Raw genomic sequence first — 16,669 nt, forward strand, 5'->3', positions numbered from 1 at the left:
CCGGTTGCAGAAAACCTTCGGCGTACGCGATGCTGCCGGCAACGAGCAACGGAACGGTGGTGCCATGACCGACACGGCGGGACGGGACGTCGCCTACCGGAGCTTCCGGTTCCCGGCCGACCTGCACCTCGGCACCGCCACCGGGCTGCGCGGCACGGACCGGGGCCTGGTGCTCGACGGCGGGGCCGACCGCGGGTCGCACCGCCGCCCGGACGGCCGGGTCCGGCGGTACGCCGCCGGGAGCTGGACCTCACCGCCGGTGCCGACCGGGTTCGGGGTCCGCGAGGTGGTGCCCTCGTGGACGGCGGACACCCCGGGCGACGGCTGGCTCCGCATCGAGCTGCGCGGCTGGCACGACGGCGCGCCGGCCACGAGGTGGTACGTGCTGGCCGAGTGGGCCGCCGACGACCACGCCGTCCGCCGCACCTCGATCCCCGGGCAGCGGGACGCGGTGGCCACGGTCGACACCGACACCCTGGTGCTGTCCACCACGGCGACGGGCTGGCAGCTCCGGGTGACCCTGCTCCGACCCGACGACGCGGTGGCCGGGCCGGTCCTGCGTACCGTCGGCGCGGTCGCGACCGGCCCGGCGTCCCCACCGTACGACGGTTGCCCGGCGCCGGGCGGGGCGGACACCCCGGGCCCTGCCTGGGGCACCGTGCTCGACGTCCCCCGCTACTCCCAGCGCGTCCACGCCGACACCCACCCCCAGTGGGCCGGCGGCGGCGACTCCTGGTGCAGCCCGACCTGCACGTCGATGGTCCTCGCGTACTGGGGCGCGGAACCGGCGCCGGAGCGCTACGCGTGGGTGACGCCGCCCGACCCCCGGCCGGTGGTGGTGCACGCCGCCCGGCACTGCTTCGACCACGCGTACGCGGGCACCGGGAACTGGCCGTTCAACACCGCGTACGCCGGGGTGCACGGAATGGACGCGTTCGTCACGCGGCTCCGGTCACTGACCGAGGCGGAGGCGTTCGTCGCCGCCGGTGTCCCGCTGATCGTCTCCGCCTCGTTCCGCGCCGGGGAGGTCCCCGGGCTGGACTACGACACCGCCGGGCACCTCGTGGTGCTCGTCGGGTTCACCGCCGGCGGCGACCCGGTGCTCAACGACCCGTACGCCCCGGACGACGAGGGCGTACGCCGCATCGTGGGCCGCCACGCGTTCGCCCGGGCCTGGCAGTCGGGCAGCGGTGGAGTCGCGTACGTCGTCCGCCCGCCCGAGGTGCCGCTGCCGGTGCCGCCGGCCCAGGCCAACTGGTGAGTCAGCGGCGCAGCCGCCACAGCCCGATGGAGCTGTCGGGCCGCCGGCACAACACACCGCCGACAATCGCGTGGCAGTCGCCGGACGCCTCGGGTAGCACGTCGAGCACCCGGACGATGGCCGCCGCCGCGTCGATCTCGGCGACGAGCGGCCCTCCGGCCGGGTGGGGACGGACCGCGAGCAGCCGGCCGTGACCGGGCTCCTGCTGGGCGAACTCCCACCTGCCCAGCTCTGCCCGGACCCGGCCGGTGACCGGGTCGAGCACCGCCAGGTCCGCCGGCCCGGTGCCCGTACCGGGGACCCGGACGACGACCAGCCGCCCGGGAGCCGCCCACATCGTGTCCCAGCCCGGCCGGGTCCACAGCGGACGGCCGGTCGCCGGGTCCACCGCCCACAGCGTCCCGGACCGCGTCTGGCCGCAGATCACGCCACCGCAGTCCAGCACGAGCGACGCGTCCGGCACCGGCGCCCGCCACCGGCGGTCCAACCGGTCGACCCCGTACGCGGTCATCACCGGAGGCGTACCCCCGATGGTCACCAGCAGGTCCCCCACCATCTGCGTGGAACGGTACGGCCGCTCGGCGGTGGACCACAGGTCGGCCGCGACGAGGACAGCGCCGGTGACGGCGTCCCGTACCTCGACCCGTCCCCGGGGATCGCTGAGGAGCACCCGGTCCATTCCGTCGGGGGTGAACCGGTACCCGACCTCTCCCGCCGGCACGTCGGCCGTCCACCGCGGCGTACCGCAGCAGGGGTCGACGGCCCGGAGGGTGCCCCGGCCCTCCCGGCTGAAGTCCTCCAGCAGTAGGCCGCCGCCGCTCACCCCCAGCGCCGCGCCGGGCTGCTGCCAGCGGTACGCCCCGGTCGCCGCGTCCAGCGCGACGGTGACCGTGCCCCGGCCCTCGGGCGGCACCTCGTACCCGCTGATCAGCAGCAGGTCGTCCGCCCGAGCGGACACACCCCAGAACCGGCCGTCCACCGGCAGCGGCGCCCGCCACGCCGGTTCACCGCCGGGCAGCCGGTACGCCGCCATCGACCGCGGCGTCCGCTCCCGGCTGGGCGGGTCCACCACGAGCAGCAGGTTCCCGGCGACGAGCCGGTCGACCCCGAGCCGGGCCGGCACGACGACGGCGACCCGGCCGGGCGGTGGGGTGGCGGCGGCAAGCGTGAGCAGGGCGAGCAGCAGCACCGCGAGGAAGCCCGGCAGCCGGTTGGCGGGCGGCCGGGGCCGGCGGGCGGGCGGTTCGGGTCGCTCGGCGTCGCGCAGATCACCCAGGTCGATCAGGGTCATCCGACACCCCTTCCCGGCGGCCGTCCGCGCCGGATCCCGGCTCCGGCTCTGCCGGCGATGGAAGCGTATGCGCAACAGGTCCGTCCAGTCCGTCCGGTCCCGGCCCGTCGCACCGGCCCGCCCGCGTCACCCGGCGGCGCGGCACGAATCACCGTCCGGCAATCCGGCCAGGCGCGTACGGGGACGGCAATTCCGGCGGATCCCACCTGTACGATGGCGCGTCGTGGCTGTGCCGGTGGTTCACCCCTCGTTGAAGACCGTTACCGAGCCCGCCGCGGCGCCGTCGTCGCGCGGGGCCCGGTGGCGGCCCGCCCGCGCCGACGTGCTGGCCGTCGGCGTCTACGTCGCGCTCGGCGTGCTGGTCTGCCTCAACTACTGGGTGGACGTGCAGAACCGCGTCTCCTCCCACCTGCCGACCGACCACAGTTGGTTCGAGTGGCTGTTCTCGCACGGGGCGTACTCGGTGCGGCACCTGGAGAACCCGCTCTTCACCAGCCGCCAGAACGCCCCGGACGGGGTCAACATGATGGCGAACACCTCGCTGCTCGGGGTGACCCTGCCGCTGGCGCCGCTGACCATGCTGGTCGGCCCGCAGGTGATGTACGCGCTCTACCTCGGCGCCGCGCTCTCGGCCACCGCCGCCACGGCGTACTGGGTGCTGTCGCGCCACCTGGTGCGGTCGCGGGCGGCGGCGTTCGTCGGCGGAGCGTTCCTCGGCTTCGCGCCCGGGATCGTGCACCACGCCAACGGCCAACCCAACTTCGTCTCCAACTTCCTGCTCCCGCTGATCGTGCTGCGGGTGATGCGGTTGGGCGAGCCGGGCCGGTGGCGGCGCAACGGCGTCGTGCTCGGCCTGCTGGTCGCGTACCAGATCTTCGTCAACGAGGAGATGCTGCTGCTGACGGCGCTGGCATGCCTGGTCGTCGTCGTCGCGTACGCGGCGATGCGGCCCCGGGCCGCGTGGCGGCAGGCGGGCACCTTCGCCGCCGCGCTCGGCACCGGCGGCGGTCTGGCGCTGCTGCTCACCGCGTACCCGATCTGGTTCCAGTTCAACGGTCCACAGTCCTACCGCGGTCTGCAGGGCGGGGTCTTCCACAACTGGGGCGAGGACCTGAAGGCGTTCGTCACCTTCCCCCGCGACACGATCGCCGGTGACGAGGCCGTGGAACGGACGATCGGGCTGACCGAGCAGAACACCTGGTTCGGCTGGCCGCTGGTCGTGCTGGCGGCGGTGGCCCTGGTGCTGCTGGCCGCCCGGTCCGTGACCGTCCGCATCCTGGCCGTGCTGACGGTGCTGTTCACGGTGGCGTCGCTCGGCCCGAAGATCCGCTTCGACGGCGTGGAGACCGGGACCGACGGCCCGTGGGCGTACATCCCCGACGACGTGCCGCTGGTCGAGATGATGATGCCGACCCGGCTGAGCCTGGTGGTGGTGGCCGCCGTCGGCGTCCTGCTCGCCGTGGCCTGGGAAGCGGTGTCCGGCGCCGGCCGTCCGCCGGTGCCCGCCCCCCGCACCGGCGAGGGCGGCCGGGCGACGCGACGGCGCTGGCTGCGCCCGATCGGGTACGCGGCCATCGCGCTCGCCGTCCTGCCGCTGTTCCCGCGTCCGCTGCCCGCCCAGCCGGTCGAGCCACCGCCGCACTTCATCACCGCGGGCGGCTGGCGCCCGTACGTTCCGGAGGGCCGGACGCTGGTGCCGGTGCCGATCCCGAGCAACGTGCACGGCCTGCCCACGCTGCGCTGGAGCGCGCTGACCCAGCAGGCCTTCCCGATCCCGGGCGGTTACTTCATCGGCCCCAACGAGAAGGGCGAGGGCGTCTTCGGCGCGCCGAACCGCCCGACGAGCACGCTCGTCTACACGACGATGGACCGCAACGCCACGCCGAACGTCACCGACGAGCACCGCCGGCAGGCGGTCGAGGACCTGCGGTTCTGGCGGGCCTCGGTGGTGGTCCTCGGCGCCCACCCCCGGGAGGCGGTGCTGCGCGACCTGATGACCGCCCTGCTCGGCCCGCCGCAGCGCGTCGACGACGTCTGGCTCTGGGACGTCCGCCCCCTGGTGCGGTGAAAGGAAGGGCCCCCTGTTAACGCCTGCGGTAGTAAAAGGGTCCCTTCCTAACGGCGCCGCGCCGCGTCAGCCGATTAGCGGCCGAACGTCCCACACCCACGCGCCGCCGACCTCGCGGCCCGGCCCGAGCAGCGCGTCGAGCGTGTGCTTGACCGGGTAACCCAGGTGCAGTCCACCCTGGACGACCACGGCGGCGCGCCAGTGCCGCAGGTCCTCGACCGCCTGCCGGCGCTCGACGTCGGTCACGGCCGGCATTTCGCCCGTCTCCGCGACCCGGCGCAGCAGCACCGACGTGGGACGGTCCGGGGCGCCCCAGCGGGCGGTCGGGTCCTCCGCCGCGGTCGGGCCGATGAAGAACCCGCCGGGCGCGTCGAAGGCCAGCCCGGTGCGCGCCGACCAGAGCATTCCCGGGCTCGCCCCGGCGCCGGTCACCGGCGGCACGGGCACGACGGTCCGGCCGGGCGGGACGTACGCCCGCCAGCCGCCGTCGGCGACGAAGGCCGGCACCGGCCAGACCGGCACGGTCCGGATCGGCGTGGGTGCCAGCGGAAGCAACGCGGCCGCGACCGCGCCGCCCCAGAGCAGCCGCACCGGCACGGCGGGCCGGGCGTGGGCCACCAACCCGGAGTTGGAGCCCCGACCGCCGGCCGGCTCCGGACCGCCGCCGGCCGCTCCCGCAGGGGCTTCGGACGGATCCGCGCCGCCGCCGGCCGGCCCCGGGGCGCCGGCGGTGGCGGCGCGGACCCGATCCGTCGCGAGGGCGAGCAGGATGCCGAGCACCGGCACGCAGACCAGGGCCAGGCGGGCGGGCACCGCGAGGTCGAGCAGGGGTACGCCGACGAGCAGCCGGTACGGCCCGGGCAGCCCGGTCGCCTGGCCGTCGAGGCGTACCTCGGTACCGAGTGACAGCAGCGCGAACAGCACGCCGCAGACGGCGAGTGCCCGGACCAGCGGCCGACGCCGGAGCCAGACGACGGCGACCACGGCGAGGACCAGCAGGCCCGGCCCGAAGAAGGAGTTCTCCTCGGTGGGGTTGGGGGCGAGCAGCCCGGGCAGGTACTCGTCGCCGAGGACGGTCTGCCGCGCCGAGGCGGTGTAGGAGGCCAGGTCCAACTTGAACGTGTCGGCGTGGAACGGCATCCCCTGGTAGCTGCCCGGGCCGGCGAACTGGAACCACAGCGGGTACGCCAGCAGCGGCGCCGCCACCGCCGTGCCCACCCCGAGCCGGCCGAGCAGTGCGGGCGCCGCCGCCCGGGCCGCGCGCCGGTCCGCGGCGGCGTACGCCAGCACGAACACCCCGGCGGCGAGCGCGAGGAAGAGCAGCACCTCCTCGCCGAGGAACGCCTGGTACGCCACGAGGAGACCGAGCCACACCCCGGGCCGGACGACGCGGCGGCCGTCGGCGGGGAACACCGCCGCCAGGATCGCGGGCACCAGGAACTGGGCCGCCATGTGCAGGTGCGCGCCCGCGTGGGCGACCATGCCGGGGGCGAAACCGCAGACGAGACCGCCCAGCGCCGCGGCCACCCGGGAGTCGACGAACCGGCGCCGCAGCAGCACGTACCAGGCGGTGGCGGTGCCGGCGAGGCAGGCCGCTACGGCCACCAGGAACGCCACCTGCGACCCGAGGAACAGGGTCACCGGGGTGAGTGGCACTCCCAGCCCCAGCACCGAGGTGTTGGCCATCAGGTTGACGCCGTCCGGGGCGTTGAGCGCCGTGGCGTACAACGGGTTCTCCCCGTCGACCACGGCCCGCGCCGCACGGGCGAGCATCCACTCGAACAGGATCTGGTCGCCGGCCTGGTGGAACAGCCGGTCCGGCCGGCCCCACTGCCGCGCGGTGAGCAGCGCCGCGAGGGCGACGTAACCGGCGACCACCAGGGCGTCCGGGATCCACGAGGGCAGCCGCGAGCGCCCGTCCGGCCCGGTGCGGGCGGGGGTCCACACCGGCAGCCGGGGACGTCCGTCCGGTCGGGTGTCGGCCGTGGTGCGGACCGACATCAGGCCGTCGCGTCGGTCAACGCGCGGACGTCCCAGACCCAGACGTCCAGCTCCCGGCGGCCCGGGCCGACCAACTGCTCGACGGTCTGGCGCAGTGGCTCGACATGGTGCTGGTCCATCGGGAGCACCAGGATCGCCGCCCGCCAGTACCGCAGGTCGTCCAGCGAGCGCCGGCGCTGCCGGTCGTCCAGCTTCGGCGTACGCCCGGTGGTGGCGACCTCCTCCAGCAGCTGCCCCATGCCGCTCGGCCGGCCGCCGAAGCGACCCGGGTCGCCGGTGTTGCCGTTGCGCGGGGCCAGGAAGTAGCCACCGGGGATCTTGAAGTCGAGGTTCGTCGCGGCGGCCCAGCGCATGCCGTGGGTGTTGCCCATGTTCGGCACCGGGATCGGCACCAGCGTCTGGTCCGGGCCGACGTAGCCGCGCCACCGGTCGGCGGTGATGAAGTCGGGCACCGCCGGTCGCGACGTCACCTGCAGGGGCATGGGCGCGATCGGCAGCAGTGCGAGGACCAGCCCGGCGGCGGTGAGTGTCCGCAGGGTACGCCGTTCCACCGGCAGCGTGCGGGAGCGCTCGACGGCGAGCGCGAGCAGCAGGCCGACGACCACGGAGGTGATGAGCCCGAACCGGGTCGGCACGACCGCGTCGAGCAGTGGCAGCCGGACCAGCCACTCCCAGGGCCCGACGGCGATCTCCCGGTCCCACCACGAGACCCGCTCCCCGAGCGACAGCACCGCGAAGAACACCCCGGTCACCGCGAGCGCCCGGACCACGACCTCGTTCCGCAGCCAGAGCACGATGCCGACGGCGATGAGGGCGAGGCTCCACCCGAAGAAGGCGTTCTCCTCCGAGTAGTTCGGGGCGAGGTTGACGTTGGCCCGCTGGTGGCCGCCGAGGGTCGGCGACCCCTGGGCGACGAAGGCGGCGATGTCGTTGCCGTAGTCGCGTACCGCGTCACTCAGGCCGTGGTACGCCATCGGCCCGGCGAACTGGACGTACAGCGGGTACGCCAGCAGCGACCCCGCCACGGCGGTGCAGGTCGCGAGCGCCTTCAGCAGGGGACGCCAGGCCGCCGACCACAGCGCCGGACGCTGGGCCACCACCGCGAGCAGGAACACCCCGCAGGCCAGGGCGGTGAAGAGCAGGATCTCCTCGTTGATGAACGCCTGGACGGTCACCAGCAGGGCCAGCAGCGCCCCGTCGCGGTACGGGCGGCGCGAGCGGGTGATGACCAGCACCCGCCACACGATGAACGGCAGCAGGAACTGGCTGATGATGTTGGGGTGCCAGTTGGCGTGCGACAGCATCGCCGGCGAGAACCCGCAGAACCAGCCGCCGACGGCCGCGCCCAGGCGACTGTGGACGACGTGCCGGGAGAGCACGACGTACCAGGCGGTGGCGGTGCCGGCGAGGGCGAGCGTCACCAGCAGCACGAACGTCACCGCCGGGCCGAAGAGGAGGGTCACCGGCACCATCGGGATGCCGAGCGCGAGGATGGCCGTGTTGGCCATCAGGTTGACCCCGTCCGGGTAGTTGAACTGCTCGGTGAAGAACGGGAACTCGCCGTGCAGCACCACGCGTACCGAGTGGGCCAGGAAGAACTGCACCTGGGCCGGGTCGCTGCTGTAGAGCGCGGCCACCCGGCCGGCCGGGTCGGCCCAGATCCGGCTGGTCACCCACAGCGCGGCGAGCAGGAACGCACCGACCACCGCGAGGTGCTGCCGGCGGGGCGTCCACCGCGGCAGCCGGCGGAGCAAGGGGAGAACGGAAGCGGGCGTCGGCGCCGGTGCGGTCACGGAGGGCGTACGTCCGTTCACCGTGGCGCCGTCGGCGCCGGCCGCGCCGTCCACGTCGGGGGCGAGTGGATCGGGGCCGGCCGGGGCGGCGGTTTCCCGGTCGGGCTCGGCGCGGGTGTCGGCAGGCGTCACAGTCGGCGGAGTCTACCCGAGCGGGTAAATTCACACCAAAGTCACCGGAGGGTCCCATGTGGGCGGTGAACGGGCCGGGCGCGGCATCTCGTACTATGGCGCTTCGCAGACGATGGTCGAGGCGGACGAGGGGGCGGACAGGTGGCTCCAGCTCGCCGGCCCGGCAGGACGGTCGCCGCCCTGCTGGCCCTGCTGACGACCGTGACCGCCTGCGGGCCGGTCGCCGACCGGCAGCCGGGCGACCTGCGGGCGGGCTACGACAGCCGGGACGGCTCGCTCACCGTCTGGCCGGCGCGGGGCGCCCTCGCCGGGAACGCGGAGATGACGGCGGCCGTGACCGCCGCGGTCCGCGACTGGCGGTCACCCGTCGACGACCAGGTGCACCTGCCCTCCTCCGGTGTCCTCTGGGCCGGTGAGGTCGACGGCGCGCCGCTGGCCCTGGTCGCCGCGAGCGTGCCGGGCGAGAGCGCCTCGTGGCTGCTCCAGGTCACGGCGCGGGACGGGCGGTACGCGGTCACCCACGCCACCGAGTACACCGATCCCGGCTACCTGGTCTACTCGGACGTGCTGCCGGTGCGCACCGCCGAGGGGCGGCGCTACCTGGTGTCCGCCCGGGTCCAGCGGGTGCTCGGCCCGGACGGCCGTGCTCTCGCGGTCACCGACGGCCTGAGCGGGCCGGTCGGCGTGCCGGCCTGCGCCGCGGTGCCGGTGACGGCCACCCTGCGCGCCACCGAGTCGCTGCCCCGGGGCCGGGCCACCGACCGGTTGCTCGACCTCGGCACCGGCACGGAGGCACCGCGGTACCCCCTGGTACGCGACGAGGCCGGCTCCGGCCGGCGCGCCCTGGCCGGTCTGGACACCTGTTCGCTGGCCGGCGAGGACGGCCCGTTCGGCAGTGTCCGGCGGCGGGTCGGCGACCGGGAATCCCGGGACTCGGTGCCGGCGTCCTGGCCGATGGCGAAGCTGGCCGTCCGCACCGTGGGCGAGCTCGCGGTCGGCGGCGGCCAGCCCGGCGAGGTGCAGCAGCTCACCTGGGAGACGGCCGACGGCACGATGACGGCCGTGGTGTACCGGCCGGCCGGCGGCACGCCGGTGGCGTCACCCGCCGACCGGGCGGCGCCGTTGCAGGCGTACGTGCTGCCGCTGCCCGGACGGCCGCTGGCCGTGCTGACCTGGCGGTCGAACCGCGAGACCTCGCTGTCGACCCCGCCGGGCACGCCACGCCTGGTCGACCGCCCCGGCCTGGCGGTCCTTCCCCTCGGCGCGGACCGCCTGACGGTCAGCCTGGCCACCGCCGACAAGACCCACTACCGCTCCCTGACCGCCCCCGGTTAGCGGCGACGGCGGGCGGCCCCGGGTGGGGCGCCCGCCGTCGGGAGAGCCAGGATCAGTTCGGTGCCGCGGCGTCGTCCGTGGCGACGACCGGCTCGACGGGCTCGACGTCGAGCCGGGAGATCCAGCCGGTGACGTCACGGGCCACGTCCTGGGCGGTCAGGCCGAGGTCGGCGAGGATCTGCGCGCGGGTGCCATGCGGGTGCCACGCGGCCGGCACACCCAGGTCCTTCAGCGGCACCTGGACGTCGGCGTCCCGCAGCGCCTGAGCGAGCGCGTCGCCGACGCCGCCGACCCGGACGCCGTCCTCGACGGTGACCACGAGCCGGTGCGCGGCGGCCAGCTCGACCAGTTCGGCCGGGACCGGCCGGACCCAGCGCGGGTCGACCACGGTGACGCCGTAGCCCTGCTCGGCGACCCGGGTGGCCACCTCCATGCCGAGCTGGCCGAAGGAGCCGACCGCGACGAGCAGCACGTCGGTGCGCGGCGACTCGGCGAGCACGTCGACCGGCCCGACCCGGCGCAGCGCCGGCAGGTCGGCGGCGACGGCGCCGGTCGGGAAGCGGACGATGGTCGGCCCGTCGTCGACGGCGACCGCCTCGCGCAGTTCCTCGCGGAGCGTGGCGGCGTCCCGGGGGGCGGCGATGCGCAGGCCCGGCACGACGCCGAAGACGGACATGTCCCAGATACCGTAGTGGCTCGGCCCGTCGGGGCCGGTGATCCCGGCGCGGTCGAGCACGAAGGTCACCGGCAGCCGGTGCATCGCCACGTCCAGCAGGACCTGGTCGAACGCCCGGTTCAGGAAGGTCGCGTAGACGGCCACCACGGGGTGCAGGCCGCCCATCGCGAGGCCGGCGGCCGAGGTGGCGGCGTGCTGCTCTGCGATGCCCACGTCGTACACCCGCTCCGGGTGCTTGCGGGCGAGCTTGGCGATGCCGGTCGGTTCGGCCATGGCGGCGGTGATGCCCACCACGTCGGGCCGCTCGTCGGCGATCGCGACCAGCTCCTCGCCGAAGACGTGCGTCCACTTCACCGACGGCGCGGCGACCAGCTGACCCGTCTCGACGTCGAAGGCGCCACCGGGGCCGTGCAGGCAGTCCGCCTCGTCCTCCTCGGCCGGGCGGTAGCCGTACCCCTTGCGGGTGACCGCGTGCACGATCACCGGGCCGCCGAAGTTCTTCGCGGCGCGCAGCGCGCCCTCGACGGCGGCGACGTCGTGCCCGTCGACCGGGCCCACGTACTTGATGCCGAGGTCCTCGAACATGGCCTGCGGGGCGACCGCGTCCTTGATGCCCTTCTTGACCGCGTGCAGCACCTCGTACATCGGCTTGCCGACCAGCGGGGTCGAGCCGAGGGCCTCCTTGACGGTGTCGAGCACCTTCTCGTAGCCGGGGTTGAGCCGCAGCGAGGAGAGGTGGTCGGCGAGGCCGCCGATGGTCGGCGAGTACGACCGGCCGTTGTCGTTGACCACGATCACGAGGGGGTTGCCGGCGGTGGCGATGTTGTTCAACGCCTCCCAGCACATGCCGCCGGTGAGCGCGCCGTCACCGACCACGGCGACCACCGCGCGCGACTCGCCGCGCAGGGCGTACGCCTTGGCGAGGCCGTCGGCGTACGACAGGGCGGTGGAGGCGTGCGAGTTCTCGATCAGGTCGTGCTCGCTCTCGGCCTGGTTCGGGTAGCCGGAGAGCCCGCCGCGCTGGCGCAGCTTGTCGAAGCCGACCTGCCGGCCGGTGAGGATCTTGTGCACGTACGCCTGGTGGCCGGTGTCGAACAGGAGCCGGTCCCGGGGGGAGTCGAAGACCCGGTGCAGCGCGAGGGTCAGCTCCACGACGCCCAGGTTGGGGCCGATGTGACCGCCGGTGCGGGAAACCTTGGCGACCAGGAAGTCACGGATCTCGGCGGCGAGGATGCCCAGCTGCTCGGCGGACATCCGCTTGACGTCCTGCGGACCGCGCACGGCGGCCAGCAGCCCGGCGTGGTGGGCCGTGTCCTGTTCAACACTCATGACCGGAGAGTCTATCGGCCTCGCGACACTTCGCAGCTCCGCCGGGATCCTCGCAGGTCGGCGCGGGGCGCGGCGACGCCCGCGCGGTCGTCGCCCTGAGCGCCGGGTCAGGTGCGCACCCGCAGCGCACGCGGTGGCCGGGCGGGTTCTGCGCCGTACGCGGGGCCGGCGGGCGTCCAGGAGCCCAGCACGGCGGCCCGGGTGGCGCCGGTCACCGACGGCAGGGCGCCGGGCAGCCCGTGCCAGGAGAGCCAGCCCAGGAGGGCGAACGCGTACGCCTCCTTCGCCTGCGCCGGGACGCCCAGCTCGTCGGTGGTTCGCAGCCGCCACCGGCCCGCCCCGAGCGCGGCCAGGCGGGCGGTCAGTGTGGGATTGCGCACTCCCCCGCCGGCCGCGACCACCTCGACGACACCGTGCCGGTCGCACTCGGCGGCGACCACCCGTGCGGTCAGCTCGGTGAGCGTCGCGAGCAGGTCGTCGACCGGCACCGGTTCGCCGAGGGCGGCGAGCCGGTCGTCCAGGTAGCCGGCGTGGAACAGCTCCTTGCCGGTCGACTTCGGCGGCGGTGCCGCGTAGTACGGCTCGGCGAGCAGCAGGTCCAGCAGGCCGGTGTGCACGCGACCGGCCGCCGCCACGGCGCCGTCGAGGTCGCACGGCCGGCCGAGGAAGCGGCGAGCGGCCGCGTCGAGCAGCGCGTTGGCGGGCCCCACGTCGTACCCGAGGACGGGCGCGCCCGGCGCGACCACCGTGAGGTTCGCGATGCCACCCAGGTTGAGGGCCGCGCGCGCGGTCTGCGCCGGGTCCGGTGTCCCGGCGTCGCCGGGCCGTGCCGCCGGCGCCGGCGCGAGCAGCAGGGCGTCGAAGGCCGGCACCAGCGGCGCGCCCTGACCACCGGCCGCGACGTCCGCCGAGCGCAGGTCGCTGAGCACGGGTACGCCCACCCGGGCCGCCACCCGCGCCGGCGCGCCCAGCTGGAGGGTGCCCCGGACCACGCCACGGTCGACCCAGTGGAAGACCGTCTGCCCCGGCGACACGACCGCGTCGACGGCGCCGCCGGCCAGCTCCACGCCGACCGCCGCCGCCTCGGCGAAGACCTCGCCGAGCCGGTTGTCCAGCCGGCAGGCCGCCTCGACGGTGGTGGCCGCGGGCGGCAGCAGCGTCCCGATCTCGGCCCGCAGCCCGTCGTCGTAGTCGATGCCCCGGTGCCCGAGCGGTGTCAACCAGAGCGTGTCCCCGTCGAGCGTGAACTCGGCCGCAACCACATCCACCCCGTCATACGACGTCCCCGACATCAACCCGACGATGCGCAAGGAAGGGTCCCTTCTTAACGTCTGCGGTAGAGGAAGGGTCCCTTCCTAACATTCAGCCGGACGGCAGCAGCAGCCCGACCAGCTCCACGTGCTGCGTCATCGGGAACAGGTCGAAGCCACGCAGGTCGGCCAGCCGCCAGCCCAGCCCGGCGAAGGTGCGCACGTCCCGCGCGAAGGCGGCCGGATCGCAGGCCACGTACGCCACGGCTCGCGGGCCGGCGGCGGCCACCGCCCGCACCACCCGGGCCCCGGCCCCGGAGCGGGGTGGGTCGAGCACCACCACGTCCACCGGGCCGGTGACCCGCCGGCGGGCCAGCACAGCCTCGACCCGGCCCGGCACGATCCCGACCTGGGGCAGGTCCCGCAGGTTCTCCCGGGCCGCGGTGACGCCCGCCCCGGCCGCCTCGACCAGCGTGACCCGCCCGTCCTCGCCGACCCGGCCGGCCAGCGCCGCGGCGAACAGGCCGGCGCCGCCGTACAGGTCCCAGGCCGTCTCGCCCGGCAGCGGCGCGAGCTGGGCCAGCACCGCCTCCACCAGGGTGTCGGCCGCCGCCGGGTGGACCTGCCAGAACGACGACGCGGGCAACGTCCACCGGCGGCCGGCGGCCTGCTCGCGGACCCGCTCCGGCCCGCTCACCGGCCGGGGCACCCCGTTGCTGAGGGCGGTCACCGCCAGGTCCCCGCCGGTCGAGGCGACCGTCTCGACGGCGTCCGCGTCCGGCCACCGGGTGCCGCTGGGCGTGAGCACCGGCAGGGTCTGGATCGCCGGGTGGGCGATCAGGCACCGGTCGATCGGCACCACCTCGTGCGAGCGGTGCTTGAGCAGGCCGGCACGGCCGGCGGCGTCGACCGCGTACCGGACCCGGGAGCGCCAGCCCAGCGGACCGCCCGGGAGCGGTGTGACCCGGACGGCCAGCGTGTCCAGCTCCGCGGCGGTCAACCCGCCGAGGCGGCTGAGCTGCTCGCGGACCACCGCCGCCTTCCAGTCGAGCTGGGCCTCCGGCGCCACGTGCTGGAGATCGCAGCCGCCGCAGCGGCCGGGTTTCGCGTACCGGCAGGGCGGCTCGACCCGCTCCGGGGCCGGCGCCAGCACCGTCACCGCGTCGGCCCGGACGAACCCCCGGTGCACCTCGGTGACCTCGGCCACCACGCGTTCCCCGGGCAGCGCGTGCCGGACGAACACCACCTGCCCGTCGACGCGGGCGACGCAGTGCCCGCCGGGTGCGACCGCCCCGACGGTCAGCTCGACCCGCTCGGCCTCCTCCAGCCCGCGGCCGCCGCCCGTCACCGGCTGCCCCCGCCGGCCGGCGCGTCGCCGCCGCCCGAGCGGCCGGAGCTCTCCCCGGGCGGGGCGGAGACCACCGGCGGGACGGTCGGCGGCAGGGTGCCGCGGGGCGCCACCCGGGGCCCGCGGGCCGGGGTACGGCTGAGCGTGGCGTCGAGGCGGTCCAGGTTCTTGTTCGCGGTCGAGGCGAGCTGCCACGGCACGCTGGTCACCATCACCCCGGGCTCGAAGAGCAGGCGCCCCTTGAGCCGCAGCGCGCTCTGGTTGTGCAGCAGGTTCTCCCACCACCGACCGACGACGTACTCCGGGATGAAGACGGTGACGACGTCGCGGGGCGACTGCCGGCGGACGTCGGCCACATAGTTGATGATCGGCCGGGTGATCTCCCGGTACGGCGAGTCGATCACCGTCAGCGGCACCGGCACGTTCCGCCGTTCCCACTCGGCCTGCAACTGCCGGGTGTCCTTGTCGTCGACGTTGACCGTGACGGCGGTCAGGCTGTCCGGCCGGGTGGCCTGCGCGTAGGCGATCGCCCGCAGCGTGGGCTGGTGCACCTTGCTGACCAGCACGACCGCGTGGTTGCGGGCGGGCAGCACCGGCCGCCCCTCGTCCGGGACCAGCTCGACCGCGACGCGGTCGTAGTGCCGCCGGATGGCCAGCATCAGCCCGTAGATGACCGCCATCGCCGCGATGGCGATCCACGCGCCCAGCAGGAACTTGGTGACCAGCACGATCACCAGGACGGTACCGGTCATCGCCATGCCGAAGCTGTTGATCGCCCGGGACCGGACCATCCGCCGGCGTGCCTCGGGGTCCCGTTCGGTCTTCAGGTGCCGGTTCCAGTGCCGGATCATGCCGGCCTGGGACAGCGTGAACGACACGAAGACGCCGACGATGTAGAGCTGGATCAGCCTGGTCACCTCGGCCTGGAAGCCGACGATCAGCACGATCGCGAAGACGGCCAGGAAGAGGATGCCGTTGGAGAAGGCGAGCCGGTCACCGCGGGTGTGCAGCTGCCGGGGCAGGTAGCGGTCCTGGGCGAGGATCGACCCGAGCACCGGGAAGCCGTTGAACGCGGTGTTCGCGGCCAGGAAGAGGATCAGTGCGGTGGCCCCGGCCACCACGAACAGCAGCACCGACCCGGAGCCGAAGACCGTCTCGCCGAGCTGCGTGGTCACCGTCTTCTGCACGTACCCCTCGGGGCCGGACACGATCTGCAGCACCGGGTCCTCGACGAACTGGAGGCCGGTCAGCCGGGACAGCCAGATGATCCCGACCAGCATGCTGACCGCGGTGGCGCCGAGCAGCAGCAGCGTGGTCGCCGCGTTGCGGCTCTTCGGCGCCTTGAACGCGGGCACCCCGTTGGAGATGGCCTCCACGCCGGTGAGCGCGGCGCAGCCGGACGAGAACGTGCGCAGCAGGAGGAACACCAGCGCGAAGCCGGTCACGCTGTGCTCGGCCTGGATGACCAGGTCGGCGCTCGGCGCGCGCAGGTCGTGGCCCAGCACGAAGATCCGGATCAGGCCGGTCAGGAGCATCGCGCCGATCACGATCACGAAGCCGTACGTCGGGATCGCGAAGGCCTTGCCCGACTCCCGGAGACCGCGCAGGTTCATCGCGCTCAGCAGCACCACCGCCGTGACCGCGACGCCCACCTTGTGGGTCGCCACGAACGGCACCACCGAGCCGAGGTTGGCCACGCCGGAGGAGACCGACACCGCGACGGTCAGGACGTAGTCGACCAGCAGCGCGCTGGCCACCCCGACGCCGGCGCGCGGCCCGAGGTTCACCGTGGCCACCTCGTAGTCGCCCCCGCCGGACGGGTAGGCGTGCACGTTCTGGCGGTAGCTCGCCACCACGGTCAACATGACCACGACGACCGCGAGGGCGACCCACGGCGAGAAGAGGTACGCCGACGCGCCCGCGATGGAGAGCGTCAGCAGGATCTCGTCGGGCGCGTACGCGACGCTGGAGAGGGCGTCGGAGGCGAAGACGGGCAGGGCGATGCGCTTGGGCAGGAGGGTGTGCTGGAGGCGGTCGGACCGGAACGGTCGACCGAGGAGCAGCCGCTTCAGCAGCGAGGTGGGTCTGGCCACAACCGCCAAGCGTACGACCACCCGGATCGGACCCGCAGGGGTAGCCGATCACGGAAGTGTGTACCAGCGGAGTACCGTCGGTCCGCGCCCGC

Annotated in this window: 10 protein-coding genes; 3 read left to right on the forward strand and 7 right to left on the reverse strand. The window is 74.7% G+C overall.

The features are described 5' to 3' along the window. The first annotated feature begins 64 nt into the window (after positions 1-64). A complete protein-coding gene (locus GKC29_RS26595) occupies positions 65-1,261 on the forward strand; it encodes a peptidase C39 family protein (protein WP_155333418.1) in 1,197 nt (398 codons plus the stop codon). A 1-nt stretch (position 1,262) separates the two neighbouring features. Here GKC29_RS26595 and GKC29_RS26600 read toward each other — a convergent pair whose 3' ends face one another. Continuing rightward, positions 1,263-2,552 (reverse strand): PQQ-binding-like beta-propeller repeat protein, encoded by a 1,290-nt coding sequence (locus tag GKC29_RS26600; RefSeq protein ID WP_155333419.1) that lies wholly within the window; start codon positions 2,550-2,552, stop codon positions 1,263-1,265. Positions 2,553-2,781: 229 nt separating this feature from the next. On the opposite strand from GKC29_RS26600, the gene GKC29_RS26605 reads away from it, so the two are divergent. Beyond that, a complete protein-coding gene (locus GKC29_RS26605; protein WP_155334358.1) occupies positions 2,782-4,620 on the forward strand; it encodes a hypothetical protein in 1,839 nt (612 codons plus the stop codon). Positions 4,621-4,686: 66 nt separating this feature from the next. Here the strand turns inward: GKC29_RS26605 and GKC29_RS26610 are convergent, their stop codons facing one another. Both GKC29_RS26610 and GKC29_RS26615 read right to left on the reverse strand, forming a co-directional pair. Beyond that, positions 4,687-6,621, reverse strand: a complete 1,935-nt coding sequence (locus GKC29_RS26610; RefSeq protein WP_230688831.1) for a hypothetical protein — start codon at positions 6,619-6,621, stop codon at positions 4,687-4,689. Next, complete coding sequence (locus GKC29_RS26615) at positions 6,621-8,546, reverse strand: hypothetical protein (RefSeq protein WP_155333420.1); 1,926 nt, start codon at positions 8,544-8,546, stop codon at positions 6,621-6,623. Before GKC29_RS26615 ends, GKC29_RS26610 begins: the two co-directional genes overlap by 1 nt. 141 nt (positions 8,547-8,687) lie before the next feature. Here GKC29_RS26615 and GKC29_RS26620 point away from each other — a divergent pair, with 141 nt between their 5' ends. Beyond that, on the forward strand, positions 8,688-9,881 hold the full coding sequence (locus GKC29_RS26620; protein WP_155333421.1) for a hypothetical protein: 1,194 nt from the start codon (positions 8,688-8,690) through the stop codon (positions 9,879-9,881). A gap of 52 nt (positions 9,882-9,933) precedes the next feature. Here GKC29_RS26620 and dxs read toward each other — a convergent pair whose 3' ends face one another. From dxs to GKC29_RS26640, 4 genes are all read right to left on the reverse strand, one after another. Next, the gene (gene dxs / locus GKC29_RS26625; protein ID WP_155333422.1) at positions 9,934-11,886 is read right to left on the reverse strand and encodes a 1-deoxy-D-xylulose-5-phosphate synthase; all 1,953 of its coding nucleotides are present in this window, start codon (positions 11,884-11,886) and stop codon (positions 9,934-9,936) included. 107 nt (positions 11,887-11,993) lie between these two features. Beyond that, a complete protein-coding gene (locus tag GKC29_RS26630; protein ID WP_155333423.1) occupies positions 11,994-13,196 on the reverse strand; it encodes an anhydro-N-acetylmuramic acid kinase in 1,203 nt (400 codons plus the stop codon). A gap of 52 nt (positions 13,197-13,248) precedes the next feature. After that, positions 13,249-14,484 carry a class I SAM-dependent RNA methyltransferase gene (locus GKC29_RS26635; protein WP_155333424.1) on the reverse strand — a complete coding sequence of 412 codons (1,236 nt, stop codon included), beginning with the start codon at positions 14,482-14,484 and terminating at the stop codon, positions 13,249-13,251. After that, positions 14,481-16,577 carry an APC family permease gene (locus GKC29_RS26640; protein ID WP_155333425.1) on the reverse strand — a complete coding sequence of 699 codons (2,097 nt, stop codon included), beginning with the start codon at positions 16,575-16,577 and terminating at the stop codon, positions 14,481-14,483. Before GKC29_RS26640 ends, GKC29_RS26635 begins: the two co-directional genes overlap by 4 nt. Positions 16,578-16,669: the final 92 nt, after the last annotated feature.

It is taken from the genome of Micromonospora sp. WMMC415, assembly GCF_009707425.1.
GTDB lineage: Bacteria > Actinomycetota > Actinomycetes > Mycobacteriales > Micromonosporaceae > Micromonospora.